This window comes from Devosia sp. A449, from assembly GCF_054489375.1.
Genome location: NZ_JBTMWU010000003.1, coordinates 40,454 through 65,964, shown reverse-complemented (window position 1 = coordinate 65,964; position 25,511 = coordinate 40,454). Strand labels below are relative to the sequence as shown.

At 64.7% G+C, this 25,511-nt stretch carries 22 protein-coding genes and 2 tRNA genes; 11 read left to right on the top strand and 13 right to left on the bottom strand.

Annotated features, from left to right (window positions below):
* Nucleotides 1-139 precede the first annotated feature (139 nt).
* The gene (locus tag ACX3OW_RS09560) at nt 140-652 is read right to left on the bottom strand and encodes a hypothetical protein (protein WP_459095543.1); all 513 of its coding nucleotides are present in this window, start codon (nt 650-652) and stop codon (nt 140-142) included.
* A 200-nt stretch (nt 653-852) separates the two neighbouring features.
* On the opposite strand from ACX3OW_RS09560, the gene ACX3OW_RS09555 reads away from it, so the two are divergent.
* The 3 genes from ACX3OW_RS09555 (at nt 853) to ACX3OW_RS09545 (ending at nt 5,771) form a co-directional block, all read left to right on the top strand.
* Entirely contained in the window at nt 853-1,560 is a 708-nt protein-coding gene (locus tag ACX3OW_RS09555; protein WP_459095542.1) for an ABC transporter ATP-binding protein, read from the top strand.
* Nucleotides 1,560-4,103, top strand: a complete 2,544-nt coding sequence (locus tag ACX3OW_RS09550; protein ID WP_459095541.1) for an ABC transporter permease — start codon at nt 1,560-1,562, stop codon at nt 4,101-4,103. The genes ACX3OW_RS09555 and ACX3OW_RS09550 overlap by 1 nt, the downstream gene beginning before the upstream one ends.
* Nucleotides 4,104-4,259: 156 nt before the next feature.
* Nucleotides 4,260-5,771 (top strand): helicase HerA domain-containing protein, encoded by a 1,512-nt coding sequence (locus tag ACX3OW_RS09545; protein WP_459095540.1) that lies wholly within the window; start codon nt 4,260-4,262, stop codon nt 5,769-5,771.
* A 69-nt stretch (nt 5,772-5,840) separates the two neighbouring features.
* Here the strand turns inward: ACX3OW_RS09545 and ACX3OW_RS09540 are convergent, their stop codons facing one another.
* The 3 genes from ACX3OW_RS09540 to ACX3OW_RS09530 form a co-directional block, all read right to left on the bottom strand.
* Nucleotides 5,841-7,346 (bottom strand): tripartite tricarboxylate transporter permease, encoded by a 1,506-nt coding sequence (locus ACX3OW_RS09540; protein ID WP_459095539.1) that lies wholly within the window; start codon nt 7,344-7,346, stop codon nt 5,841-5,843.
* A 9-nt stretch (nt 7,347-7,355) separates the two neighbouring features.
* Entirely contained in the window at nt 7,356-7,817 is a 462-nt protein-coding gene (locus ACX3OW_RS09535; protein ID WP_459095538.1) for a tripartite tricarboxylate transporter TctB family protein, read from the bottom strand.
* 125 nt (nt 7,818-7,942) lie between these two features.
* On the bottom strand, nt 7,943-8,923 hold the full coding sequence (locus ACX3OW_RS09530; RefSeq protein ID WP_459095537.1) for a tripartite tricarboxylate transporter substrate-binding protein: 981 nt from the start codon (nt 8,921-8,923) through the stop codon (nt 7,943-7,945).
* Between the two features lie 186 nt (nt 8,924-9,109).
* Between ACX3OW_RS09530 and ACX3OW_RS09525 the strand changes: the two genes are divergently transcribed.
* Genes ACX3OW_RS09525 through hrpB form a run of 3 tightly spaced genes read left to right on the top strand, consistent with a single transcriptional unit; the run spans nt 9,110 to nt 14,809 of the window.
* Entirely contained in the window at nt 9,110-10,972 is a 1,863-nt protein-coding gene (locus tag ACX3OW_RS09525; RefSeq protein WP_459095536.1) for a sensor histidine kinase, read from the top strand.
* Nucleotides 10,969-12,318, top strand: coding sequence for a sigma-54-dependent transcriptional regulator (locus ACX3OW_RS09520; protein ID WP_459095535.1), 1,350 nt, complete (start codon nt 10,969-10,971; stop codon nt 12,316-12,318). The genes ACX3OW_RS09525 and ACX3OW_RS09520 overlap by 4 nt, the downstream gene beginning before the upstream one ends.
* 40 nt (nt 12,319-12,358) lie before the next feature.
* Nucleotides 12,359-14,809 (top strand): ATP-dependent helicase HrpB, encoded by a 2,451-nt coding sequence (gene hrpB / locus ACX3OW_RS09515; RefSeq protein WP_459095534.1) that lies wholly within the window; start codon nt 12,359-12,361, stop codon nt 14,807-14,809.
* Between the two features lie 97 nt (nt 14,810-14,906).
* On the opposite strand, the gene hyi is transcribed toward hrpB, so the two are convergent.
* Both hyi and msrB read right to left on the bottom strand, forming a co-directional pair.
* Nucleotides 14,907-15,686 (bottom strand): hydroxypyruvate isomerase, encoded by a 780-nt coding sequence (gene hyi, locus ACX3OW_RS09510; protein ID WP_459095533.1) that lies wholly within the window; start codon nt 15,684-15,686, stop codon nt 14,907-14,909.
* Entirely contained in the window at nt 15,683-16,093 is a 411-nt protein-coding gene (gene msrB / locus ACX3OW_RS09505; protein WP_459095532.1) for a peptide-methionine (R)-S-oxide reductase MsrB, read from the bottom strand. The genes hyi and msrB overlap by 4 nt, the downstream gene beginning before the upstream one ends.
* An 86-nt stretch (nt 16,094-16,179) precedes the next feature.
* On the opposite strand from msrB, the gene ACX3OW_RS09500 reads away from it, so the two are divergent.
* Entirely contained in the window at nt 16,180-16,794 is a 615-nt protein-coding gene (locus tag ACX3OW_RS09500; protein WP_459095531.1) for a pyridoxamine 5'-phosphate oxidase family protein, read from the top strand.
* 391 nt (nt 16,795-17,185) lie between these two features.
* Here ACX3OW_RS09500 and ACX3OW_RS09495 read toward each other — a convergent pair.
* The 3 genes from ACX3OW_RS09495 to cpdR form a co-directional block, all read right to left on the bottom strand.
* Nucleotides 17,186-17,260, bottom strand: a tRNA-Val gene (locus tag ACX3OW_RS09495).
* 30 nt (nt 17,261-17,290) lie between these two features.
* Nucleotides 17,291-17,365: transfer RNA gene (locus tag ACX3OW_RS09490), tRNA-Val, on the bottom strand.
* Between the two features lie 106 nt (nt 17,366-17,471).
* On the bottom strand, nt 17,472-17,831 hold the full coding sequence (gene cpdR, locus ACX3OW_RS09485) for a cell cycle two-component system response regulator CpdR (protein WP_046105558.1): 360 nt from the start codon (nt 17,829-17,831) through the stop codon (nt 17,472-17,474).
* 264 nt (nt 17,832-18,095) lie between these two features.
* On the opposite strand from cpdR, the gene ACX3OW_RS09480 reads away from it, so the two are divergent.
* Nucleotides 18,096-18,992 (top strand): N-formylglutamate amidohydrolase, encoded by an 897-nt coding sequence (locus ACX3OW_RS09480; protein ID WP_459095530.1) that lies wholly within the window; start codon nt 18,096-18,098, stop codon nt 18,990-18,992.
* Nucleotides 18,993-19,223: 231 nt separating this feature from the next.
* The gene (hisN, locus tag ACX3OW_RS09475) at nt 19,224-20,012 is read left to right on the top strand and encodes a histidinol-phosphatase (protein ID WP_459095529.1); all 789 of its coding nucleotides are present in this window, start codon (nt 19,224-19,226) and stop codon (nt 20,010-20,012) included.
* Here the strand turns inward: hisN and ACX3OW_RS09470 are convergent.
* The 4 genes from ACX3OW_RS09470 to ACX3OW_RS09455 form a co-directional block, all read right to left on the bottom strand.
* Nucleotides 20,009-20,539 (bottom strand): TadE/TadG family type IV pilus assembly protein, encoded by a 531-nt coding sequence (locus ACX3OW_RS09470; RefSeq protein WP_459095528.1) that lies wholly within the window; start codon nt 20,537-20,539, stop codon nt 20,009-20,011. The genes hisN and ACX3OW_RS09470 overlap by 4 nt on opposite strands.
* A complete protein-coding gene (locus ACX3OW_RS09465; RefSeq protein WP_459095527.1) occupies nt 20,536-21,066 on the bottom strand; it encodes a TadE/TadG family type IV pilus assembly protein in 531 nt (176 codons plus the stop codon). Before ACX3OW_RS09465 ends, ACX3OW_RS09470 begins: the two co-directional genes overlap by 4 nt.
* Nucleotides 21,063-22,424, bottom strand: coding sequence for a TadE/TadG family type IV pilus assembly protein (locus ACX3OW_RS09460; RefSeq protein ID WP_459095526.1), 1,362 nt, complete (start codon nt 22,422-22,424; stop codon nt 21,063-21,065). Before ACX3OW_RS09460 ends, ACX3OW_RS09465 begins: the two co-directional genes overlap by 4 nt.
* Nucleotides 22,425-22,487: 63 nt before the next feature.
* On the bottom strand, nt 22,488-23,462 hold the full coding sequence (locus tag ACX3OW_RS09455) for an alpha/beta fold hydrolase (RefSeq protein WP_459095525.1): 975 nt from the start codon (nt 23,460-23,462) through the stop codon (nt 22,488-22,490).
* Nucleotides 23,463-23,833: 371 nt separating this feature from the next.
* Between ACX3OW_RS09455 and ACX3OW_RS09450 the strand changes: the two genes are divergently transcribed.
* A complete protein-coding gene (locus tag ACX3OW_RS09450) occupies nt 23,834-24,292 on the top strand; it encodes an Hsp20 family protein (protein WP_459095524.1) in 459 nt (152 codons plus the stop codon).
* Between the two features lie 310 nt (nt 24,293-24,602).
* Nucleotides 24,603-25,076, top strand: a complete 474-nt coding sequence (dps, locus tag ACX3OW_RS09445) for a DNA starvation/stationary phase protection protein Dps (protein WP_459095523.1) — start codon at nt 24,603-24,605, stop codon at nt 25,074-25,076.
* Nucleotides 25,077-25,511 lie beyond the last annotated feature (435 nt).

Genomic DNA, 25,511 nt, shown 5'->3' with positions numbered 1-25,511 from the left:
GGAAAGGGCCTCACGGCCCGGTGCTATCTTCCATACAAGATTGATCATCTCGCTGCGCGTGTCAATGCCGCCGTGCTCCTCGCACAGCGTCGTTCCGGCGAAACCCCGCCGCCGGAACCGCCTGACAAAGCTGAAAAACCTACTGGCTGAACGGCACTGATGCGGTCAGCACATTGCCCGAATTGTTGAACTCGACCTCGAAATCCACGGTGATCTTCCCCTCGACCAGCAGAATGCGGGACCCGATTCGCACATCGCTGCCGCCTCGGTCCTTCTGCTGCTCGCGCAGGTCGAAGCTGATCTGCCCGCCGCGTTCGCGCCCGATGGCGAGGCCGGTAAAGCCGGCATTCGAGCTCATCGCCGCTTCATAGCGGGCTTCGGCGTCATTATAGGCGATGGTGCCGCTGATCGAGAGCGTGGCGTCCACCAGCGTACAACGCCCGGTATAGTTCACCTTGCTCTGATTGCCCTTGGCGATGGCCAGCCGGCAGCGGAACGGCTCAGCCTTGCTGCCGCCGACCAACGCGCCTTCACCGCGCCAATCCCCAATATAGGAGGTCAGCAACGCCAGTTGCGGTTCAGCGGCCTGTGCCGGCAGCCCAACCAGCTGGGTCGCCAGCAGCGCGGCGCCAATCGTCAACATCTTCTTCATCGGGAATGCCCCTCCACCGCCTTGAATCAGCAGATTCTGTTTATGTCTGCCAGTGCTGAGATACCGAAGCCAATAAGAATCTGCCACACCTGACGCCGATGTTACCAATTCGCTACCGAATGGCCGGTAGAAATATTGAAATTCGCGGATTTGCCCCGCGCTCAGGATGACCTGAACGCGTCGAAATGGAAATGGTTGTCGTGAAGTCCTCGCAAGCACCGATTATTGATGCCCGCAATGTAGACTACAGCCTGGAGATTGCCGGCCGCCCGCTGCACATCCTCCGGCGGGTCAGCCTGCGGGTCGAACCGGCCGAGGTAGTCGCCATCGTCGGCCCTTCGGGCAGCGGCAAAACCTCGCTGCTGATGCTGCTGGCCGGCCTCGAGCGCGCCAGCGCCGGGCAGGTCATGGTGCATGGCTCGGAGCTGGGCGGCCTCTCCGAGGATGATCTGGCCCGCTTCCGCCGCCGCACCATGGGCATCGTGTTCCAGAGCTTTCACCTGATTCCCTCGCTTTCGGCCCTCGACAATGTCGGCCTCGCCCTCGAAATCGCGTCGCCCAAACTGTCCCAGGCCCAGATCCGCGAGCAGGCAGCCGCTGCGCTCGACGCTGTCGGGCTCGGCAAGCGGCTCGACCATCGCCCTTCGGCCCTGTCGGGTGGCGAGCAGCAGCGCGTTGGCCTGGCCCGCGCCATGGTCGCCAATCCGCCCTTGCTGCTGGCCGACGAGCCCACCGGCAATCTCGACCAGACCACCGGCGCGCTGGTCGTCGACCTGATGTTCGATCTCGCCCGCAAGCAGGGCACCGCCGTCGTGCTCATCACCCATGATCCCCATCTGGCCGCCCGCGCCGACCGCATGCTGACCATGACGGCGGGTCAACTGGTCGAAACCCCGGTGACCGTCTGATGCGCGCCATCTGGGCCGCCATCCGCATTGGCCTGTTGGATATGCGCGGCGATCTGCGCCGCTTCCTGCTGCTCGTGGTCTGCCTTGCCGTTGGCACTGCGCTGATTGCCGGCGTCAATTCAGTCGGCGCCAGCATCACCCGCGCCATTGATGACGGCGCCGCCGAATTGATGGGCGGCGACCTCGAGCTCTCCCGCGCCGACCGGTTGGCCACGTCCGAAGAACTCGCCACCATCGCCGGCTTCGGCACCATTTCCAGCGTCATCGATACCAATCTGCGCGCTGAGAGCTCCATCGGCGATGCCTTTGTCGATCTCTCCGCCGTTGGCCCCACCTATCCTTTGCTCAGCCGCGTCATCAGCCCGCAGCTGAGCAAAGGCGCCAGCCTCGCCGAATTGCTCGCGCCGCACGACGACATCCCCGGAGCACTGGTCGATCCGCTGCTGCTCGACCAGCTCGGCATCACCGTTGGCGACAGCTTCAATCTCGGCGGCACCCAGTTCGAAGCGCGCGGCACGCTGACCAAGCTGCCCGACAGCGCCGTGCGCGGCTTCCGCCTTGGCCTCACCGCGCTGATCACCACCGAGGGCTTCGCCAAGGTCTCCGACCGCTCCTCCCCGCTGCCCGGGCTGGGCACCTGGTATCGCTACAAACTGCTGCTCAATGACCGTGACGCCGATGCCGGCAAGCCCGCATTGGAGGCCCTGGCCGATAGCGGCTGGACCGTGCGGTCTGCCCGCGACGGGCTGGGCGATATGGTGCGCTATTACGACCTGTTCATGCGCTTCCTCGTTATCGTCGGCCTCGGCTCGCTGCTCATCGGCGGCGTCAGCGTCTGGACTGGCATGCAGGCCTATATCGCCGAACGTGCCAGCGTCATTGCCATCCTGCGCAGCATGGGCGCCGGCCGCAGCCGCATCTTCCTGCATTTCTTCGCCCAGGTGGCGGCGCTGGCCGCTGTCGGCGTCGGCATTGGCCTCGTCATCGGTGGCGGCGGCGCCTTCCTCGTGCTGCCCACCATTGGCGGCGCCGTCGGCATCGACCTCGTCCCCGCCCTCCATCTCCAGCCGCTGCTGGTGGCCGCTGCCGCCGGACTGGTCACCGCCTTCGCCTTTGCCTATCTGCCGTTACAGCAGGCCCAGGCCATCCGCCCGGTGCTGCTGTTCCGCTCCAAGGGCCTGTCGGCCCCGCCCATCGACTGGCGCGCTTTGCTGTTCTCCTGGCAGTTGCTGCCGCTGATCGCCGCCGCCATCGCCTTTTTTGTCCTGGCCTGGCTGATGACCGGCGATGCCGTGTTGGTCGCCGCCTTCGGCCTTGCCGCCGCCGCTTCGGCCATTCTGTTCGAGCTGTTCATCCGCGCCATCCAGTTCGCGCTGGACCGCCTCCCCGCGCCGCGCAACCGGATTTTCCGCCACGCTCTGCGCGCCATTTCCGGCTCCGGCCAGAACGCGGCCTCGGTGGTGGTGTCGGCCGGGATGGCGCTTGCCATGCTGATTGTCGTTCTGGTGCTGCAAGCCAATCTGCGCCAGGAATTTCTCGGTGCCTCGGCCTTCGACGTGCCCACGCTGGTCGCTTCCGACCTGTTCTCCGACGAAGTCGAAACCCTCACCACCATGGCCGGCGCCGACGCCGAAATCACCAGCTTCGTCGCCACCCCCATGCTGCGCGGCGCCCTGACCGAAATCGCCGGCGCCCCCGCCGAAACCGCCCGCACCCGTGGCCCCGAAGCCACGTTCCTCTTGGCTGGCGAAGTGCCCCTCACCTTCCGCGCCGAGCTGCCCGCTTCCTCGCGGCTGGTTGCCGGCGCGTGGTGGCCATCCGACTATGCCGGACCCGGCCTCGTCTCCCTGCATCAAAGCCTGCGCTCCGGCCTCGGCGTTGATCTGGGCGATACACTCACCTTCACCATTTTCGGCGAAGCCGTGACCGTCACCATCGCCAGCTTCCGCGATTATTCCTGGCAGGGCGGCATCGACTTCCTCGCCACCTTCTCGCCCGGCGTCATCGAGCAATATCCAACCACCCTGTTCGCTGCCGTCACCGCTGCGCCCGGCCATGAAGAAGCCGTGACGCGCCTGCTCGCCAGCGAACTTCCTGACATCCGCTTTATCGCCATCGGCGACACCCTCAAGCAGATCACCGACGCCCTGAGCCAACTCTCCTTCGCCGCCGTGCTGGTCGGTGGCCTCGCCGTCGGCAATGGCCTGCTGGTCCTCGTCGGCAGCCTCGCCACCGGCCGCCGCCAGCGCGAAGCCGACACGGTGATCACCAAGGTGCTGGGCGCGACCCGCTTCGAACTGCTGGCCACGGCGTTCCTGCAATATCTGATCCTGGCCACCCTCGCCGTGCTGCCCGCCATTGCCCTGGGCATTGGCCTGGGGTGGCTGGTCAGCATGTTGCTGCTCAACGTCGAATTCTCCATCGGCAGCGACGCTTTGGCCGTGGTCCTGCTCGCCGCCATCGCCATCACCGCGTGCCTCGGCGCCCTGACCATCCTCCGCGCCGCCTCGGCACGGCCGGCACGATTGCTGCGGGATTTGTGAGGCGAATACCGGTTGGGGACAAAAGCGCCCACACCCCAACCGGAGCCTTCCCCAATTCCCCGAATCGCCATCGTCGGTGCTAACAGTCGGTTACCCAACTCGAACCCTCGCGTGACTCCCGACTGACCGGGACGTATCCCGCCAATCGGAGACCGGATGAAGGTAGCAATCGACATGGGCGTCACCACGGGCGCCGCGCCCGCGACGCTCGATCTCGAAGAGCTGCTGGCCACGCGCCTGTTGGTGCAGGGCAATTCCGGCTCAGGCAAATCGCATCTATTGCGCCGCCTGCTCGAGCAATCGGCCCCCTGGGTGCAGCAATGTATTGTCGATCCCGAAGGCGATTTCACCACGCTGTCGGAGCGTTTCGGGCATCTGGTGGTCGACGCCACCCGCACCGAGGCCGAGCTGACCCGCATCGCCGCCCGCGTGCGCCAGCACCGCGTTTCGGTGGTGCTCAACCTTGAAGGCCTGGACGTCGAGCAGCAGATGCGCGCCGCCGCTGCCTTCCTCGGCGGCATGTTCGATGCCGACCGCGATTATTGGTATCCCGTCCTCGTCGTCGTCGACGAAGCCCAGCTGTTTGCCCCGGCCGTTGCCGGCGAAGTCTCCGATGAAGCTCGCAAGCTCTCGCTCGGCGCCATGACAAATCTGATGTGCCGTGGCCGCAAGCGTGGCTTGGCCGGCGTCATCGCCACCCAGCGCCTAGCCAAGCTGGCCAAGAACGTCGCCGCCGAAGCCTCCAACTTCCTGATGGGCCGTACTTTTCTCGATATCGACATGGCCCGCGCCGCTGACCTTCTGGGCATGGAAAAGCGTCAGGCCGAACAGTTCCGCGATCTGGCACGCGGCCATTTCGTCGCCCTCGGACCGGCCATTTCGCGCCGGCCGCTGCCGATCACCATCGGCGACGTGGAAACCTCGGCGCGCTCCACCAGCCCCAAGCTGACGCCGCTGCCCGACGCCCCGCTCGATGCTGCCGACCTGATCTTCACCGCCGATCCCGACGAGCTGACACGCCCCATCGTGCGCCGCCCGCCGCCGCCCGCGCCGCCCTCGACCAATGAATTGCTGGCCCAGCTGACCCGCGCCCGTCCGCAGGCGGAAGAAGCCCCGCAATCGCTATTCCCCGAGATCGACGAGGCCGAGCGCGAGGCGCAGATCGACGCCATCATGGTCGAATTGCTCGGCGACCCCGACGCCAGTTTCCGCACCGTCGCGGTGCTGTATCAGGATTTCCTGGTGCGCTGCCGCATCCGCCGCGTGCTCGGCGAGCCGCCGGCTTTGCCCGCCTTCAAGCGCAAGCTGGCCGTCGCCCGCATCGCCCCCGATGCCGAAACCGCCGGCAGCGATGCCTGGCAACAGGCGCTGAGCCTCTCCGAAACCCTGACCGATGACGTGCAGGGCGTGTTCCTGGTGCTGGCGCAGGCCGCCGTCACCAACGCCCCCTGCCCCTCCGACGCCACCCTGGCCCGGCTCTACGGCACCCACTCGGCCAGCCGCGCCCGGCGCCTGCTGACCTGGTTCGAGGAACGCGGCCTGCTGGTCGTCCGCCTCGACTTCCGCAACAACCGCGTCGTCGCCTTCCCCGATTTCGGCGCCGAAACCGCCCCCGGCGACCCCAATGGCCCCGACGCCATGGTCGATTTGCGCGGCGCAGCCGAATAAGCCGCTAAGCGCTCCCATTCACCATGTCGTCCCGGCTCAAGGCCGCGGTGGACCGCGTTTGTTGAGGGACTAGTCCTCCTCGACAAACACCTCATTGCGCTTGCGCCGAATGCTGGGCAGCACGGCAATCAGCACGGCCAGCAATGCCAGCCCCAGCAAGGTCGCCGAGATCGGCCTGGTGACGAAAATCATCGGATCGCCGCGCGAGATGATCATCGCCCGCCGCAGATGCTCTTCCAGCAGCGGCCCCAGCACGAAGCCGAGCAGCAGCGGCGCCGGCTCGCAGCCGAAGCGGATCAGCACATAGCCGACCACCCCGAAAAAGCCGATGGCATAGACGTCATAGATATTCTGGTTGATCGAGAAACAGCCGATACAGGCGAACAGCACGATGGCCGGGAACAGCGCCCGATAGGGGATCGAGAGCATCTTTACCCACAGCCCGATCAGCGGCAGGTTGAGCAGCACCAGCAGGATATTGCCGATCCACATCGAGGCGATGATGCCCCAGAACAGCGCCGGCTGGTCGTTGATCACATTGGGACCGGGGGTGATGCCCTGGAGGATAAACGCCCCCACCATCAGCGCCATCACCGGATGCGCCGGAATGCCCAAAGTCAGCAGCGGAATAAAGCTGGTCTGCGCCGCCGCGTTATTGGCCGATTCCGGCCCGGCCACGCCCTCGATGGCGCCATGTCCGAATTGCTCCGGCGTTTTGCTCAGCCGCTTTTCGGCGGAGTAAGAGGCAAAGGACGAGAGGATATGTCCCCCGCCCGGCAACACGCCGAGCAGCGAACCAATCACGGTGCCGCGCACCACCGGCCCGATAATGCGTTTGAAATCATCCTTGGTCAGCCAGAGATTTTTGACGGCTTTGACCATCACGTTGCGGCCGCGCTCATCTTCGAGATTGCGCAGGATTTCGGCAACACCGAACACGCCCACCGCCACCGAGACGAAGTTCAGCCCGGAATAGAGTTCGCGGACGCCGAAGGTGAAACGCGGCTGGCCGGTATAGATATCCTGGCCCACCATACCGAGCAGCAACCCGAGCACGATCATGCCCAGCGCCTTGAGAATCGAGCCATGCGCCAGCGCAATCGACACCAGCAGCCCCAGCACAATCAGCGCGAAATATTCCGGCGCCCCGAAATTGAGCGCCGCTCGGGCAAGGGGCGGGGCGAAAAAGGCCAGCAGCAAAGTCGCCACCGTGCCGGCAAAAAACGAGCCCAGCGCCGCCGTGGCCAGCGCCGGACCGGCGCGGCCTTGCTTGGCCATCTGGTAGCCATCGATGGCCGTCACCGCCGAGGAGCTTTCACCCGGCAGGTTGATCAGGATCGCCGTGGTCGAGCCGCCATATTGCGCGCCGTAATAAATGCCGGCGAGCATGATCAGCGCCCCGGCCGGCGACAGCGAAAAGGTAATCGGCAGCAGCATGGCGATGGTCGCCGTCGGCCCGATGCCGGGCAGGACGCCGACCAGCGTGCCCAGCAGCACGCCGATGAAGCAGTAGAGAATATTGATCGGGTCGAGAGCGACCGAAAAGCCCAGGCTGAGGGAAGCAATGATATCCATGATTGTCTCCTACAGACCCAGCCAGGGGCCGAACCACGGCACGCTCATGCCCAGGCCGATGACGAAAATAAGCGTGCACAGCACGGTGAGCGTCACCGCCAGCAGCAGCGAAAACACGATGGAATTCAGCTTGCTCGACAGCGCCGCCGCAAAGCTCGAAATCATCACCACCGGCACAAAGCCTAGGCCCCGAATTGTTGCGGCGAAAAAGATGATGACGCCGATGATCAGCGCCATGCCGCGCCAGGGTGGCGCCAGCAACTCGTCGGGATCAGGCTTTTTCCAGCCACCCGCCGCCACGCCCAGTCCCAGCGCCGCCAGCACGCTGCCCAGCAGCAGCGGCATGAAGCCGGGGCCCATGCGAAAGGCGGTGCCCACTTCATAATTCAGCGCTTCCAGCGCGAAATACGCCCCCGCCGCGACGAACAAGCCGCCCGACACAAGGTCCTTGGTCGAAAAACTGGTGGCCATGGCCGCCCTCCCTCAATGTTCCGGCAGTTTGCTCCACCCACCAAAATCCCGGGGTTGCTCCCCGGAGGTCACGGCCCGCAGCATGCTCCGCGGGCCGTGTCGGTGAATGAAGGCGTCAGGCGCGCTTAGTCGGCATAGACGCCGGCAGCGTCGATCACGCCCTTCCACAGGGCGATCTGGCTCGACAGCGTCTCAGCCAGAGCGGCTGGCGTCGCGTTTTCCTTCGACTCCGGATAGGTGCCCAGTTCAGCAAAACGGGCGCCCACGGTCGGATCAGCCAATGCGGCCTGCAGGGCCACGGTCAGCTTGTCGATGATGGCCTGGTCGGTGCCGGCCGGCGCATAAAGCCCATGCCAGATGCCCACTTCCAGATCGAGCCCACCTTCCTTGGCCGTCGGCACGTCAGGCAGTGCGGCGATGCGCTCGGGCGTCGTCGTCGCATAGGCTTTGATTTCGCCGCTCAGGATCTGGTTGGTGGTGTTGGTGGTCTGGTCGCACATCATGTCCACCTGGCCGCCGAGCAGATCGGTCAGCGCCGGGCCGGTACCCTGATACGGCACGGTGGTCATCGGTGTATCCACCGCTTCCATCAGCAGCATGCCGCAGAGCTGGCTGGCCGCACCAATACCGGCATTGGCATAGGTGATGTCTTCGCCATGTTCCTTGATGTAGTCGATCAGCTCAGCCGTCGAGGTCGGCGGGAAGTCCTTGCGGGCGACCAGCACCATCGGCACTTCGGTCACCAGCCCGATCGGCGCGAAATCGGCGATCGGATCATAGGGCAGGCTGCGATAGAGCGACGGCGCGGTCGACATGCCGATATGATGCAGCAGCAGCGTATAGCCGTCATTGGCCGCATCGGCGACCTGACCGGCTCCCAGCGTACCGCCGGCCCCGCCAACATTCTGCACCACGACTTGCTGACCCAGATTGGCGCTCATCGCCTGTGCCACGAGACGCGTCACCGTATCGGTGGGACCGCCGGCCGAGAACGGCACGACGATGGTCACCGGCTTGGTGGGATAATCCTGCGCCATGGCCGAACCGGCAAAGCTCAGGCTGGCCAGCAGGGCACCGGCGACCCAAGTGATTGCGGTTTTTTGCATTGTTTTTCCTCCCGAAAATGTGAGGCGACGGCTCCCCGCCATCCCTCACGCCGTTAACTAGCAAGCCGCGTGCCAAGCGAAATTAGCAAGGCAGATATGCAGAATTGGCACATCGTGATAGACCATTCGGCAAAATCTTGCCGAAGCCATGGCCGAAGTTCGGCAAAATCTTGCCAAGGAGCCCATTTGAGCAGCCGCCTGTCCCTGCGAGACCTGTTGCAGCGCGGCCCCCTGGTGCTGGCGGGCGGCGCGCTGACCATCATCATCATCACCGGCTGGGCCGCTTTCGAGCTGTCGCTGGCCAACGCGCTCGCCAATGCCTCGGGCCAGGCCAACCGCCGTCTGGCGCTGTTCGACCGCACGCTTGAGGCCATCATCGAGCGCTTCCATTACTTGCCCTCCAGCCTGACCCTCGCCGCCGAAGTTGGAGCCATTCTCGCCGACCCCGGCAATGCCGAGCTGCGCGAGGATGCCAATGGCTTCCTCTCCAAGCTCAACAATACCGCCGGCGCCAGCGAGCTGTTCATCATGTCGCGCGATGGCGGCGTCGTTGCCGCCTCCAACTGGTGGGCCTATGACAGCCTGGTGGGGCAGAATTTCTCCTATCGCCCCTATTTCGATGAAGCCATGCATGATGGCGACGCCAAATTCTACGCCGTGGGCATCGCCACCAGCGTCGCCGGCTATTTCCTGTCGCAGCGCGTCGACGGCCCCGAAGGGCCGCTTGGCGTCGCCGTGGCCAAGATCAATCTGGGCGAGATCGAAGCCAACTGGTGGCGCTCCGGCGAGCTGATCGGCATTGTCGACACCAACAATGTCACCATCCTCTCCACCCGACCCGACTGGCGCTATCGCCCGCTGACCCCGATCAGCCCCGCCGCGGCCAATCGCATCGCCGGCGAGAAACGCTATGGCGAAACCGGCGTCGGCAGCGAGCCGGTGGCCGCCGATATCTGGCCCTCGCGCGGCACCCGCTTTGCCTATGTCGCCGGCAGCGATCCCGAAACCGCGGGCCTCTTCCTGCTCGATGAGTTGCGCCTCCCCACCCATCAGTGGCGCATCGTTTCCTTCACCCCCACCGGCCCGCTGTTTCGCAGCGCCTGGACCGCCGCGCTGGCGGCCGCCCTCGCCGCCGCCGCGCTGCTGCTCATCGTCGCCTTGCTGGTGCAGCGCCGCCGCATCGTCGGCCAGCGCCTGGCCGAACATGAGCGCCTCGAACAGCGCGTCGCCGAGCGCACCGAAGATCTGCACATCACCAATGAGGCGCTGCGCGAGGAAATCGCCGACCGCATCCGCGCCGAAACCGCCCAGCGCGAGGCCCAGCATGGCTTGGTGCAGGCCGCCAAGATGGCCAGCCTCGGCCAAGCGCTGGCCGGGGTTGCCCATGAGGTCAGCCAGCCGGTCGCGGCGCTGACCACCCATATCGCCAGCGCCAAGCTGATCGCCGCCCGCCACAGCGACACCGATATCGGCGGCATTCTGGCCACCATGGACAAGGTGGTCGATCGCCTCGCCGCCCTCACCGGGCACCTCAAGACCTTCGCCCGCAAGGAAACCCGCGTCGAGCTGCAGGCCGACCCTGCTGCCGTCATCACCAATGCACTCGATCTGGTCGATCACAAGCTGCGCGCCTTCGGCATCGACGTCGAGTATCACCGCCATCGCGGCCAGATCGCCGTGGTCGGCAATCCCATCCACCTCGAACAGGTGCTGATCAACCTCTTCGCCAATGCTGCCGACGCCATGGAACACAGCGCTATCCGCGTGCTGTCCATCGGCCTGCGAAAATCCGCACGCAGCGTCGAAATCGCCATTTCCGACACCGGCTCGGGCATCGCCGCGAGTGAACTCGCCAATCTGTTCGACCCGTTCTACTCCACCAAGGAAGCCGGTCGCGGTCTCGGGCTCGGCCTCTCCATCTCCTACGGGCTGGTGCGCGACATTGGCGGCGCCATCACCGTACAAAGCCGCCCCGGCCAGGGCAGCACCTTCACTGTCCGCCTGCCCCTCGCCGCCCAGCCCGCATCGACCAAAGAAGTGTCCGCATGACCGACCCGACTGTCCTGATCGTCGACGACGAAGAAATGGTGCGCACTGCGCTCGAGCAATGGCTGTGCCTCTCCGGCTTTGCCACCCATGTCGCCAGCAACGCCACCGAAGCGCTGGCGATGCTCGATGACATCCGCCCCCAGGTCGTCCTCACCGATGTGCGCATGCCGGGCCTGTCCGGTCTCGACCTGCTGCGCAGCGTGCGCGAGCGGGCCTTGGCATCGGAGGTCATCCTGATCACCGGCCATGGCGACGTGCCGATGGCGGTGGAAGCCATGCGGGCCGGCGCCTTTGATTTCCTGCAAAAGCCCTATGTGCCCGACCAATTGGTGAAGACCCTGCGCCGCGCCGCCGAACAGGCCAGCCTCAAGCGCGAAGTCGCCGAATTGCGCCGTCAGCTCGATGGCGGCGAAACCGAACTGGCCACCCGCATCGTCGGCTCCTCCCGGGTCATGGAAGATTTGCGCCACGCCGTGCGCGAACTGGCCGCCATACCCACCGATGTCATCGTGCTGGGCGAAACCGGCACCGGCAAGGAGGTCGTGGCGCGGTGCCTGCATGATTTTTCCGCCCGCGCCAAAGGCCCCTTCGTCGCCGTCAACTGCGCCGCCATTCCGGCCGAGCTGATCGAATCCGAGCTGTTCGGCCATGAGGCCGGGGCCTTCACCTCGGCCCGCGACAAGCGCATTGGCAAGTTCGAATTCGCCAATGGCGGCACGTTGCTGCTCGACGAAATCGAATCCATGCCGCTGCTGGCCCAGGCCAAGGTGCTGCGCGTCATTCAGGAGCGGCTGGTCGAGCGCGTCGGCTCCAACCGCCAGATCCCGCTCGATGTCCGCATCATCGCCGCCTCCAAGGTCGATCTGGCGGCCGAAAGCGAAGCCGGCCGCTTCCGCGCCGATCTGTATTATCGCCTGCATATGGCAACCATCCACCTCGCCCCCTTGCGGGATCGCGGCGAGGATAGCGTGTTGTTATTCCACTATTTTCTTGGGCAAGCCGCCGCCCGCTTCAACAAGCCGGTGCCGGTACTGCACCCCGCAGACATCAATGCGCTACTGGTCCACAACTGGCCCGGCAATGTCCGCGAGCTCAAGGCCGCCGCCGACCGCTTCGCCCTCGGCCTCGACGCCACCGGTCGTTCGCTCGACACTATTCTCGGCCCCAAGGCCCGCCCCATCCCCTCCACCGCCAGCCTCGCCGACCGCATGGCGGCCTATGAACGCCATATCATCGAAGCCGAACTGGCCCGCCACGGCGATAGCATCGCCGCCGTCGTCGACGCCCTGCAAGTGCCGCGGCGAACGTTGAGCGAGAAGATGGCGCGGCTGGGGGTCAGGCGCTAACGCCCTTGCCCTATCCCCCACCTTCCGCCACACACACCCCATGTCCCTACCGCCCCTTCCTATTGATGATGCCCTGCCGGCCCTGCACGCAGCGCTGGCGGCCGGCCCCTATGCCGTGCTGGTCGCGCCGCCGGGCGCCGGCAAGACCACCCGCGTGCCGCTGGCGCTGCTTGACGCCGCCTGGCGCGGTGATCGCCGCATCATCATGCTCGAACCGCGCCGCCTGGCCGCCCGCGCCGCAGCGGGCCAGATGGCGCGGCTGCTGGGCGAGGAGGTGGGCCAGACCATCGGCTATCGTGTTCGTATGGATAGCAAAATCTCTGCCAGGACCCGGGTTGAGATCGTCACCGAGGGCGTGTTCACGCGGATGGTGCTCGACGATCCTGAGCTGAGCGGCACCGCTGTCGTGCTGTTTGATGAGTTTCACGAGCGCAGTCTGGATGGCGATCTGGGGTTGGCGCTGACCCTGGATGCGGCGGCGTTGCGCCCCGATTTGCGGGTGCTGGTAATGTCGGCAACCATCGATGGCGGCAGGGTTTCCCGGCTGCTCGGCGATGCGCCGGTGATCGAAAGCCAGGGCCGCACCTTCCCGGTGGAAACCTTCTATAGCGCGCCCGATCCGCTGCAGCGGCTGGAGGATCAGGTCACCAGCGCTGTGCTCACGGCCCTGCGCGAGCATGAGGGTTCGGCGCTGGTGTTCCTGCCGGGACAGGGAGAAATCAGCAGAATTGCTGAAAAGCTCGCCAGCCGCGTTGCGGCCAATATCGACATCGCCCCGCTCTATGGCCAGCTCACCCCGGCCGAGCAGGACCGCGCCATTCGGCCGGCCGAGCCGGGTCGCCGCAAAATCGTCCTGGCCACCTCGATTGCCGAAACTTCGCTGACCATTGATGGCGTTCGCATCGTCATCGATAGCGGCTTTCGCCGCATCCCGGCCTATGAGCCGGGCACCGGGCTGACCACGCTGGAAACCCGCCGCGTCTCGCGCGCCGGGGCCGATCAACGGCGCGGTCGTGCCGGTCGAACCAGTCCCGGCGTCGCCATAAGGCTATGGCATGAGGGGCAGACGGCGGCACTGGAAGCCTTTGATACGCCTGAGATTTTGGCGGCGGACCTCGCCGGCTTTGCCCTCGATCTGGCCAGCTGGGGCGTGACCGATCCAGCCGCTTTGCCCTTCCTCGATCCGCCGCCCGCCCCGGCCTGGAGCGAAGCCATTGTGCTGCTCAAATCGCTCGACGCGCTCGATGACGCCGGCCATTTGACTGCTGACGGCAAAGCCCTGGCGCGCCTGCCGCTGCATCCGCGCCTGGCCCATATGGTGGTGGCCGCCGCCGCCGATGACGATGCCGGCACCGCCGCAAAACTGGCCGTATTGATCGGCGAACGCGGGCTGGGCGGCAACAGCATCGACCTCAGCCAGCGCCTCGACCGCTTCAAAACCGACCGGGGCCAACAAGCAAAGGCTGCCAGCATGCTGGCACTTCGCTGGCGGAATGCTGCTGGTGGCGGCGACGGCGGCAATCTATCCGCCGGGCATCACCTCGCCCGCGCCTATCCCGACCGGGTGGCGCAGGCTGCTGGCGCGCGCGGCCGGTTCCGACTCGCCAATGGTCGACAGGCCAGTCTCGACGCAACCGAGGCGCTGGCCGCCGCTCCCTTCCTCGTTGTCACCGATATCACCGGCGCCGCCGCCACCAGTCGCATCCGCGCCGCCGCACCGCTCGAGCGCGAGGATATCGAAACGCTGTTTGCCCACCGCATCACCGGCGAAACCGTACTGGCCTTCGACGAGCCCTCGGGAAGCGTCCGCGCCCGCCGGGTCCGCCGGCTTGGCGCGCTACGCCTCGCCGATGAACCGGCCGCTGTGGAAGATGCCGAGGCCGCCGCCTTGCTGCTGGCTGAGGCTGCCGCCCGCCGTGGGCTCGACCTGCTGCCGTGGAGCCGCGACCAGAAGGCGTGGCGCGCCCGCGCCAATTTCCTGCGCTTCACCCTGGGCGACGAGTGGCCCGACCTCACCGCCGAGGCGCTGGCACCGAGTGTTGCCGACTGGCTGGCCCCCGCGTTGTTCGGACTGACCAAACTGTCTGAAATCACCGGCGAGGCGTTGCGCACCGCGCTCGACCTGCTGCTGCCTTATGGGCGGCGCCAGGATATCGAGGCGCTGCTGCCGAGCCATTTCACCGCCCCCACCGGCAATGCGGTGCCGATCGACTATTCGGCCGAAGGCGGCCCGGCCATCGAGATCCGCGTCCAGGAATTGTTCGGCCTGACGCGCCACCCCACCATCGCCAATGGCCGCATCCGCCTGCTGCTGGTGCTGCTGTCGCCAGCCCATCGTCCGATCCAGACCACCCGCGATCTGGTCGGGTTCTGGAGCGGTTCGTGGGCGGACGTCGCCAAGGACCTCAAGGGGCGCTACCCACGCCACCCCTGGCCCGACGAGCCCGCCAAAGCCAAGCCCACCGCCCGCGCCAAGCCACGGGGCACTTAGCTTCCCTCTCCCCTTGAGGGAGAGGGGTTCTGCGCTCGCCCATGCTTTGAGCTCACGAAAGCGACCCCTCATCCGCCCCTTCGGGGCACCTTCTCCCTCAAGGGGAGAAGGAAGGCAGCATCCAGCCCAATCCCGCGCTGGTGGCAGCCTGTGGCCGGTATTCCGCGCCGATCCAGCCGTCATAGCCGTGGCGTTCGAGGGCCGCGAAAATATTGGGATAGTTGATTTCGCCAGTGCCCGGCTCGTGCCGCCCCGGCACGTCGGCGACCTGCACATGGGCGATGCGGTGCTGCAGGCGCTCGAAATTGCTCAGCAGGTCACCCTGGGTGATCTGCATGTGATAAAAATCATATTGCAGCCAGAGATTGTCGGACCCGACGCGGGCCATGATGGCCTCGGCCTGCGCGGTGCCCGACACGGCATAGCCCGGCATATCGCGCTGGTTGATCGGCTCCAGCAAAACCTTGACGCCGACTTCGTCCAGCCGCTCGGCCGCCAGCGCCAGATTGGCGACCAGCACCGCTTCGCAGCGGGCGCGGTCTTGCCCGGCCGGCACGATGCCCGCGAGGCAATTGACCTGCTGGCAATCCAGCGCCTGCGCATAGGTGATGGCGGTGTCGATGCCCGCAGCGAACTCGGCCTCGCGCCCGGGCAGGCAGGCCAGCCCGCGCTCGCCCGCAGCCCAGTCACCCGCCGGCAGGTTGAACAGGGCCTGCGTCAGGCCATAGCGCTCCAGCAGGGCCGCAAGGACCTCCGGTGGGTGTTCATAGGGCGACACATATTCAACGCCGCGGAAGCCATCTGCTGCCGCGGCGCCAAACCGCTCGAGAAAGCCATGCTCTGGGTAGAGCATGGACAGATTGGCCGAGAATTTCACGCCGCAGAACTGGGCACGAAATTCATCGCCACGCCATTGATGCAGTAGCGCAGGCCGGTCGGCGGCGGGCCATCGGGGAAGACATGGCCGAGATGGCTGCCGCAGGTGGCGCAGTGGACTTCGGTGCGCACCATGCCAAAGCTCTTGTCGGTGGTGGTCTCGGTCGCGCCGGGCAGTGGGTCGTTAAAGCTCGGCCAGCCGGTGCCGCTCTCGAATTTGAGATCGGCCTTGAACAGCGGCGTATCGCAGCCGACGCAGGTGAAGCTGCCGGCGCGATGCTCATGCAGCAGCGCGCAGGAGCCGGGGGCTTCGGTGCCATGATCGCGCATTACCCGATATTGCTCGGGCGTGAGCTTGGCGCGCCATTCGGCGTCCGTCCGGTTCACCTTGAAGGCATGGGTGTCCATCGCTTTACTCCTTTGTCGCCCTGTCATTGTTGCTCAATATAGGATCGATTACCGCCCGCTGCACCCCTGCTGATCGGAATGCCACCATGACCATCGTGACCTCGCTCGAACAGCTCGACGCGCTCTATATCCCTGCTCCCGTGGCCGCCTCCACCGCCAAGATCGCCCACCGCATGACGCCGCAGTATCGTCGGTTGATCGAGGCGAGCCCATTTGCCGCACTCGCCACCGTGGGCCCCGAGGGCATTGATTGCTCGCCACGCGGCGACCAGCCCGGCTTTGTCCGCATTCACGACGACCAGACGCTGATGCTGCCCGACCGGCGCGGCAATAACCGCATTGATTCGCTGCGCAACATCGTCCGCGATCCGCGCTGCGCCTTCCTGTTCCTGCTGCCCGGCAGCGGCACCACCTTCCGCGCCAATGGCAAGGCCCGGATCAGCATCGACCCCGAGCTGCTGGCCAGCTTTGCCGTCGATGGCAAACCGCCCCGGTCAGTGATCGTCATGACCATTGATGAGCTGTATTTCCAATGCGCCCGCGCCATTATCCGCAGCGAATTGTGGAACCCGGCCCGCCATATCGATCCCCAATCCCTGCCCAGCCCCGGCGAGATTCTGGCGGCGATGACGGACAATGCGGTTGGCGGCGCGGCTTATGACACGGCGTGGCCGGAACGGGCCAAGCAGACGATGTGGTGATTCTGTTGGGGTGACAGCGTATGTGGCCCCACCCCACCCTCATTCCCTCCCCATCAAAGGGGAGGGAGGCGCTGGCTGCGAGGCCTGTGTGAGCGAATCGCCTCTGCCTGGCACTCACTCTTCCCCCCTCGGGCTTGACCCGAGGGCCCTGCACTACCAGCGCATCGCAAAGTGAAACGCCCTCGGGTCAGGCCCGAGGGTGACGGTCTGGTGGTGGGGTGACGACGTGGTGGCAGAACACTCAGTCGGCACCATTCGCCTTCGAACCGGTCAAGGCGAGGCGAAAATGCCGGATTGCGAGAACCGGAGCGGAGCGTGCATCGGCACGTGGAGCACCGGAAGCGCAGCAATTTGGTATTTGCAGACCGCCTTCACCGGAAGCGAAGGCAAATGGTGGGAGTAACAAGGATTGAACTTGTGACCCTTCGCGTGTGAAGCGAATGCTCTCCCGCTGAGCTATACTCCCGTCGCCCTGGGGCGAAAGTCTTTAGAGAGATGGTGGGCGTAACAAGGATCGAACTTGTGACCCCCTCGATGTCAACGAGGTGCTCTCCCGCTGAGCTATACGCCCATCTCTCCGGGAAGGCAGCGCCGTGAAGCCCTGCCAGTGGCGCGGATAGACCATAAAACCCGGTGGGGGGTCAAGAGGGCAATCGGCGCTTTGTGGATAGTCCGTGTTATGCCGCCAGCAGACGCTCAACTTCGTTGACCAAATCCTTGAGATGGAACGGCTTACTGAGCACCGAAGCATCCTTGGGCGCGTCGCTATCGGGGTTCAGCGCCACGGCGGCAAAGCCGGTGATGAACATCACCTTGAGGTCGGGATCGAGTTCGGTGGCGCGGCGCGCCAGCTCGATACCGTCCATTTCCGGCATCACGATATCGCTGAGCAGCAGCGAAAAGGGCTCTTCGCGCAGGCGCTCATAGGCCGACAGCCCATTATCGAACGAAACGACCTCATAACCCGCGTTTTTGAGGGCGCGCGTCAGGAACTGGCGCATGTCGTTATCGTCTTCTGCGAGCAGAATTCGCTTCATGGGGGTCTCCGGCCGTTCGTCTTGCGAGGCCGGATGGTATCATCCGGCATTCCCGCCTGGCGCATCACTGGGCGCACCATTTTGGCACGCTTGTGAGTCGCATCGTAGCTGCGGATGTTTAAGCGAAGTTTGCGCTTGTGCAACCGCAACCCGATTCTGTGCGCCCAATTTGCCGAAAATCTGGACAAGTCTGGTGCAAAGGGCGACACTCAAACCGCAAATCACGCGGCGCCGACAGTTTGGGCGCTTGTTTGGGGAGGCGACGTGCGGTCCGACTATTGGGATCGGCCGGCATTCGAAACCATCCGGCCCCGCCGGCTGGTCGCCCCGGTCGTGTTTAATTCCGCCCATTCCGGCCGGGTCTATCCTGAACGCTTCCTGGCCATGACCCGGCTCGATCACCTGTCGATTCGCCAGTCCGAAGACGCCTGGGTCGATGAGCTGTTTGCCCGCGCCCCCCATCTTGGCGCCCCGATGCTGCGGGCGCATTTTCCGCGCGCCTATCTCGATGTGAATCGCGAGCCGTGGGAGCTCGACCCCACCATGTTCGTCGAACCGCTGTCGGATCGCTTCAACACCACTTCGCCGCGCGTCGCCGCGGGCCTGGGCACGCTGGCCCGCGTGGTGGCCGAGAACAAACCGATCTATCGCGACCGGCTGACGCTGGATGATGCCCGCATGCGGATCGAGGGGATCTACCACCCCTATCATGCCGCCTTGCAGAAGCTGCTCAGCGAGGCCATTGGCGCCTATGGCGTGGCGCTGCTGATCGATTGCCACTCGATGCCGCGCATCACCCGCGCCAATGACAAGGCAGCCCCCGATATCGTGCTGGGCGACCGCTATGGCACCACCTGCGCGCCGGGGCTGGTCGATCTGGTCGAAACCATTTTTGTCAGCGCCGGCCTCAAGGTGGCGCGCAACCGCCCCTATGCCGGCGGCTTTGCCACCCGGTCTTATGGCCGGCCGCAGCATGGCGTGCATGCGCTGCAGGTCGAAATCAGCCGCCACCTTTATATGAACGAGGTGACGCTGGCCAAGCATGAGGGTTTTGACGCCATGCGCCAGCTCATCGAGCGGCTGATCTTTGCCCTGATCGGGCTGGATCTGGTGTCGCTGGTTGGTGGGCAATCGCTGCCGGAGAAATTGGCGGCGGAGTAAGCTAGCGCGCTGCTGCAATCTCTCAGTCTGCCACCCTCCCCCTTGCGGGGAGGGAAAGCGCGATAGGACTTAGCCCTTCGCTAAGTCCGTGATCGAGCCGGGAGGGGGTGCGGGAGCCCCGATATCGCGGCCAAACCACCCCCACCCTTGATCCCTCCCCGCAAGGGGGAGGGTGTCGACTGCGTGTTCAACGGCCGCTATGAGTGCATCGAACAACCGGATGCAGGGCCCATGACCATCGATCTCGCCAAAGTTGAAACCACCCTGCTGGCCGCCGCCGCCGCTGCCGCGACGCGCACCCTGCCGCTGTTCCGCACGCCGCTGGTCATCGACAATAAATATACCGTGGGCTTTGATCCGGTCACCGAGGCCGATCGGGGCGCCGAGACTGCCATCCGCGCCGTCATCGCCGAAGCCTTCCCCGATCATGCCATCATCGGCGAGGAATGGGGCAATAGCGGCGAGAGCGACTATAGCTGGATCATCGATCCGGTCGACGGCACCCGCGCCTTCATTTCCGGCGCGCCGGTCTGGGGCACGCTGATCGGCTTCGCCCATCAGGGCGTCGCCATCGCCGGCCTCATGAGCCAGCCCTTTATCGGCGAGACCTTCCTCGCCATGCCGGGGAGCGCGCTCTATTCCCGGGGCGAGATCACCACGCCATTGCGCACCAGCGGCCAGACCGAGCTGACGCCATCGCGGGTGTTCACCACCACACCAGCGCTGTTCAACACCCCCGAACTGCTGGCCAAATGGACCGCCATCGAGGCCGCGACGCGGCTGCAGCGCTTCAGCATGGATTGCTATGGCTATGCGCTGCTGGCCGCCGGCCATGCCGATCTCGTCATCGAGCCGGCGCTGAACACCTATGACATCGCCGCTTTGGTCCCCATCATCCGCGAGGCCGGCGGCGCCATTGCCTGCTGGGACGGCAGCGAGCCCACCGGCGGCGGCAATGTGGTGGCGGCGGCAACGCCGGAACTGCTGGAACAGGCGCTGGCGCTGATCAACGCCGGCTAGCTCTTGGTAAAGGCGATCTTGCCGAGGAAGCGCGGGCGTTGCACGGCCCGGTTATTATAGGTGATGCGGTCCAGCCCGAAGCCGGCGACAAAGGCCCGATGCGGAATGAAGACTTCGGTGAGGATCACCGAATCGCCCACCGCCAGCTGCGGAATGAAGGCGTAGTCGATGGCGGCGATGACCAGGTTCTTGTCGCCTGCCGTGTCGGTCCAGTCCGTTTTCAGCGCACCCCCGACATTGGAAATGCTGCTCACCCGCAGCCGGGCCGTGCCCTCGAAAGCCACGGTTTTGTTGACGAAGGTCAGCATCTCCTCCAGCAGGCTATGGGAGATGGCGTCGGTCCGGCGCGACAGCATGTCGCCGACGGTGAAGGTCGCCTTCTCGGCCGCCTGGGCGGTGCGGAACAGGTCGAACACCGTCACCGACCCCAGCAGCACCGTCAGCAGCAGGGGCAGCAGCAGCGCGAATTCCACCGCCGACACCCCGCGCTCATCACCCCGCCATCGCCGCCAGAATTGTCCCATCATGGCTCGTTGACGAAGCCCGATTTGGCGATGATGCGGAAGGCGCCGGTTTCGTCCTTGGGCAGCGCCAGCCCCAGGCCCAGCCCCGGCGTCAGCGGCTCGACCATGAAGCAGGCGCGCACGAACACCGTCTGCTCCCGCCCGCCCGGATTGAAGCGCAGCACCGGCTTGAGCTTGCCGCTGCGATCGACGCAGCGCGCCGTGTCGGCCGGATAGCTGGCGGTGGAGATGATCGGGATGAATTCCAGCGCCAGCGTGGCATCGCAATCGACCAGCACCATCGCCTCGGCGCAAATCGCCTGCCGCACCGATTGCTGGGTCGGGTTTTCCAACGCTCCGATGCGCAGCGAGCGCACCGTGGTATCCAGCGCCCGGTCGAGCATGATCGACTGCACCATGGTCCAGCCGGTTTCGATGGTGCCGAAGATCAACGCCAGCAATATCGGCGCCAGCAGCGCGAATTCCAGCGCCGCCGCACCGCGCCGGTCGCGCAGGAAAAATCTGGTCCAGTGGGGGCCCCGCGTCCTCAATTGGTCAGCTTGATTTTCTGGATCGAGGTGGCGATGGTCTGGAAGGCCGAGGCGATATCAAGCCCGGCCACGTCGAAATATTGGCTCGGACTGGAGGCACAGTCGCGCAATTCCTGTTTCATTTTCAATTCGCTGTCCACACTGTCGCGCAGCTGGAAGCCGATGGTAAAGACCACGACGCCCTTGGCCCTGGCCTCGGCGCAGACCCGGCTGAGATAGGTCTTGGTCACCGTGCTGGTCTCCTGCACATTCGACACCGGATCGCGATACAGCACCCAGTTGTCCGGAGCACGGTCCGATTTGCTCGGATCTTTGGCGGTGTATTGCTCGGTAATGGCGCCGTCGGTCATCAGCACCAGCACCTTGAGCGTGTCCGCATCGCCATAGGGCGCTGGACGATTGGCAAATTCAGCCTTGACCAGCCCGTTGGCGATGGCGGTCTGCACCAGGGGCTGCGCTGCTGGATTGAGCAGCATCAGGCCGTAATTCAGGGCAATGGCGCTGCCGGTGCCATCATACATCTGCAGCCCGGCAATGCGGGCCACCAGCGCGTTGACGTCGTTGGACAGATAGGTGATCGCGGTATTTTCGGACGGGCACCAGCTCGCGTTCAGATTGGGGTTCAGCTTGGGCTTGTCCGCCGTGCTGTTCCATCGCGTGAAATTGGGAGCCTGGGTGCGCTTGGTAAAATCGATCAGGCCGGAAGCATAGTTGGCGCTGGTCAGGTTGAAGCAGGATGAATTGGTGTAGAGCCGCTTGCCGCCCAGCGCGGCGAACATGGTCTGCCCGACATTGACCTGCCCGGCATAGGGCACGATGCTCATCGTCGTATAGACGCTGCTTTCGGGGGTCAGCAGGGTGCGCACGAAGGTCGTCGCCGCCGATTTCAGCGTGGTGTATTTGCTGCCATCCATCGAGCCGGACAGATCCAGCGTCAACGACAGCTCGATCTTGCTGCGCCGCTCAACCGCCGTGCCACCGGCATTGACCGAAATCGAATTGATGCCGATCAGCGGCAGGAAGGCGGTGGCCATTTCATAGCTGGCCTGCACCGACACCTCGCGCCGATTGATCGCGTTGACCTGCGTGAATTTCAGCGTCACCGCATCGATGAACGGCAAGGTCTTGAGATAGTCGGCGACGGTGGCTTCCACCGGGCGGGTCTGGGTCAGCGAAGCGGCGGCCAGCACGGCGCGGTCCACCCCATCCTGCAATTGCACGCGATAGGCTTCATGCCGCGCAATATCGGTGGCGCCGCCGGCAATGATCAGAATCGGCAGGAAAGCGGCGGCGACCATGATGGCAACGTTGCCGCTGCCATCACCTAAAAAGCGCCTGAATATCCCCCCGAATGGCACCTATCGGTCCCCGATGCCGTTCTGGCATGAGGGAAGATACCAAAATAGTGGTTTACCGGCGGTTTACACGCTCTGCTCGGTAATAAACGCGTCAAACGCCGCAAACAGCTGGCCACGAATATTGTCGGTCTCGACGAATAACTCATGCCGTGCGCCGGGAATGACTACATGCCGGCCGGTGCGCATGCGCAGGCCAAGCTGTTCGGTGGCCGGGGTCGACACCACTTCGTCGCGCGCCCCCGCCAGGATCAGCAGCGGCACCCGGATGCGGGCCGGGAAATTATCCTCCCCCGCTTCGGCCATCGCGCCAAAGGCCGACGCGGCCCAGCGAATGGTCGGCGCGGTTATTTCCAGCCCCGGCCGCGCCCTTATCACATCGACCGAGCGCATATAGCGGATCAGATCGCCGGTCAGCGGATTATTGGGAAAATTGGCATCCGAGACCGGCTGGTCGGCCTTGCGGCTGATCGGCAACTGCCCGAGCCCGAGAAAGCTCAGCGTCGCGGTGACCCGCGCCATGCCCTTCATGCTCAGCGGCTGGCGGTCCAGCGCCACCATCGGCGACGACAGGAAGATGCGGTCGAACATCATTCGGTCATTGATGCCGGCAAACAGCGAGGCCAGCCCGCCCATCGAATGGCCCACCAGATAAAACGGCGGCGGGCAGTCGGGCAGCAGGATGTCGCGGTGAAAGCTCGCCAGATCGGTGCCGTAATCCTCGAAACGGTCGACATAGCCCAGCCGGGGATTGCCGATCAGCCGGTCCGAGCCGCCCTGCCCGCGCCAATCGAAGGTGGCGACGGAAAAGCCGCGCCGGCGGAAATCCTCGATGGTCTCGAAATATTTCTCGATGAATTCGGTACGCCCCTGCACGAGGCAGATGGTGCCGCGATGCGCGCCCGCCGATTTGGGCCACAGCGCGTAGCGCAGCCGCACCTTGTCGCTGGTGGTGAAATAGCCCACCCGCGCGCCTTCGGGGATCGGGTTGGAGGCGATATTGACCAGGCTCGGTCCATCGGGGTCGACAACGGCGCTCATGAACATTCCCGCAAAGCTGAGCCCTGATCTTAGAGCAAACACCGGCACAAAAGAAAACCAGCATCCCGGGGGATGCTGGTTTCCTGGTGCGGGCCCATGCGGGGGGCGTTGCTGGGACCGCGTTGGGGCAGTGCCGAGGCTTGCCGCAGCACATGCCCGATTTCTAGCCGCCCGCGCCTGAACTCGATCAGACCGCGCCATTCATTTTCGGTTCATCTCGCGCCCTCTTGAACCCGCCAAATCGGCTCCCATATTTCAATCGTTCGCCGGCTTACCGGGAACCCCGACCTCGAAATCAACCGCTCGCCTCGTTTTTGGGAGCGCTGTCCGAGACCACCGGGACCTCCACGTTGCTCACAGGAGAATGTGACATGCAGACCATCGATTTTTCCCCCTTCTACCGCTCCACCGTCGGCTTCGACCGGGTGTTCAACCGTCTCGACAATCTGGTCGGGCAGGAGGCCAAGACCTACCCGCCCTACAATATCGAGCGCACCGGCGATGACGCCTACCGCATCTCGATTGCCGTTGCCGGCTTTGCCAATGGCGACATTGCCATCGAGACCAAGGAAAACAGCCTGGTGGTCAAGGGCGCCAAGGCTGGCGACACGCCTGACAAGACCCGTGAATTCCTCCATCGCGGCATTGCCGAACGCGCCTTCGAGCTGCGTTTCCAGCTGGCCGACTATGTCGAGATCCACGGTGCTTCGCTCGAGAACGGCCTCTTGCATCTGCAGCTGAAGCGCGAATTGCCCGAAAGCAAGAAGCCGCGCAGCATCCAGATCACCGGCGGCGCCGCTTCCTCCATCGAGGACAAGTCGGTCAACTAACCGACGCGCCCTCGCGGTGACGATACGGGCGCAGTTCGCAAGGACTGCGCCTTTTCTTTGCGACCGGGTTGGTGCGAGATCGCGCCCCACCCACCATGTCACCCCGGCCTTGAGCCGGGGCCCATCCCCCGATCAAGCCATTGCAGCCATCTCAGGATGGGTCCCGGCTCAAGGCCGGGATGACACCGAGTTTTTGGGGACTCTTGCGGCCAACAACCGCTCGCCCCAGCACCAAATTCCCCCTGCCCCGGAACCACCGCCCAGTTTGGCGGTTGTTCGGGCAGACCCTCCAGCGTCAAAGGATTTTTCCATGAAACTCCCCGCCATCGCCCTCAAGGCCAATGCCAAGTCGGCCGTCATCGAGATTCTAAATGCCCGGCTGGCCGATGCCATCGATCTGGCCCTGATCACCAAGCAGGCGCATTGGAACCTCAAGGGACCCAATTTCATCGCCGTGCATGAAATGCTGGACCCGATGCGGGCCGCCATTGACGAGCATGTCGATATCATCGCCGAACGCGTCGCCCAGCTTGACGGCATTGCCCTGGGCACCAGCCAGATCGTCGCCACAGCCAGCACGCTCGCCGCCTATCCCACCGACATTCGCAAGGTCACCGATCACCTCGCTGCGCTGGCCGAACGCTATGCCGCGCTGGCCAATCAGGTGCGCGAAGACATCGACGCCACCGATGAAGCCGGCGATGCCGACGCCGCCGATATCCTCACCGCCTTCTCGCGCGAACTCGACAAATCCCTCTGGTTCATCAAGTCCCATCTCGAATAGGACTTTGGATTTGCGCGGCGAAATTGCCTGATTTCGCAGCAGAATGCATAAGATTTAGGCGGATTTTGCCAAGAGTCCTATGATCTCCTATCGCGAAATCCGCCTTCTCCTATTTTTTCTTGATCATGCTTTTGAATCGTGCAAATGTCATCGAGTTAGGGCAGCAAGCCTGTCCTATCTGATGCGTCGCCCCGGTCTCCCCGGTTAGCGCGCACGCCGGTCCGGCTGGCCCGCTACGTGATAGCGGAAACGGATAGGCGGGGCTAATCTAAGCCCGAATTGAGCGGCCATTTGGATGCAGCGCCGCTCCCCCACGGATACACATCGCCTTATAGGCCGGGCCGTACCCCGTACGATCCGAACCGCGATGTGCCCGCAAAATTCGGGCCGGCTTCTGCCGGTGTGGTCAAACCGGCGGTAATGCCGCCATAATAC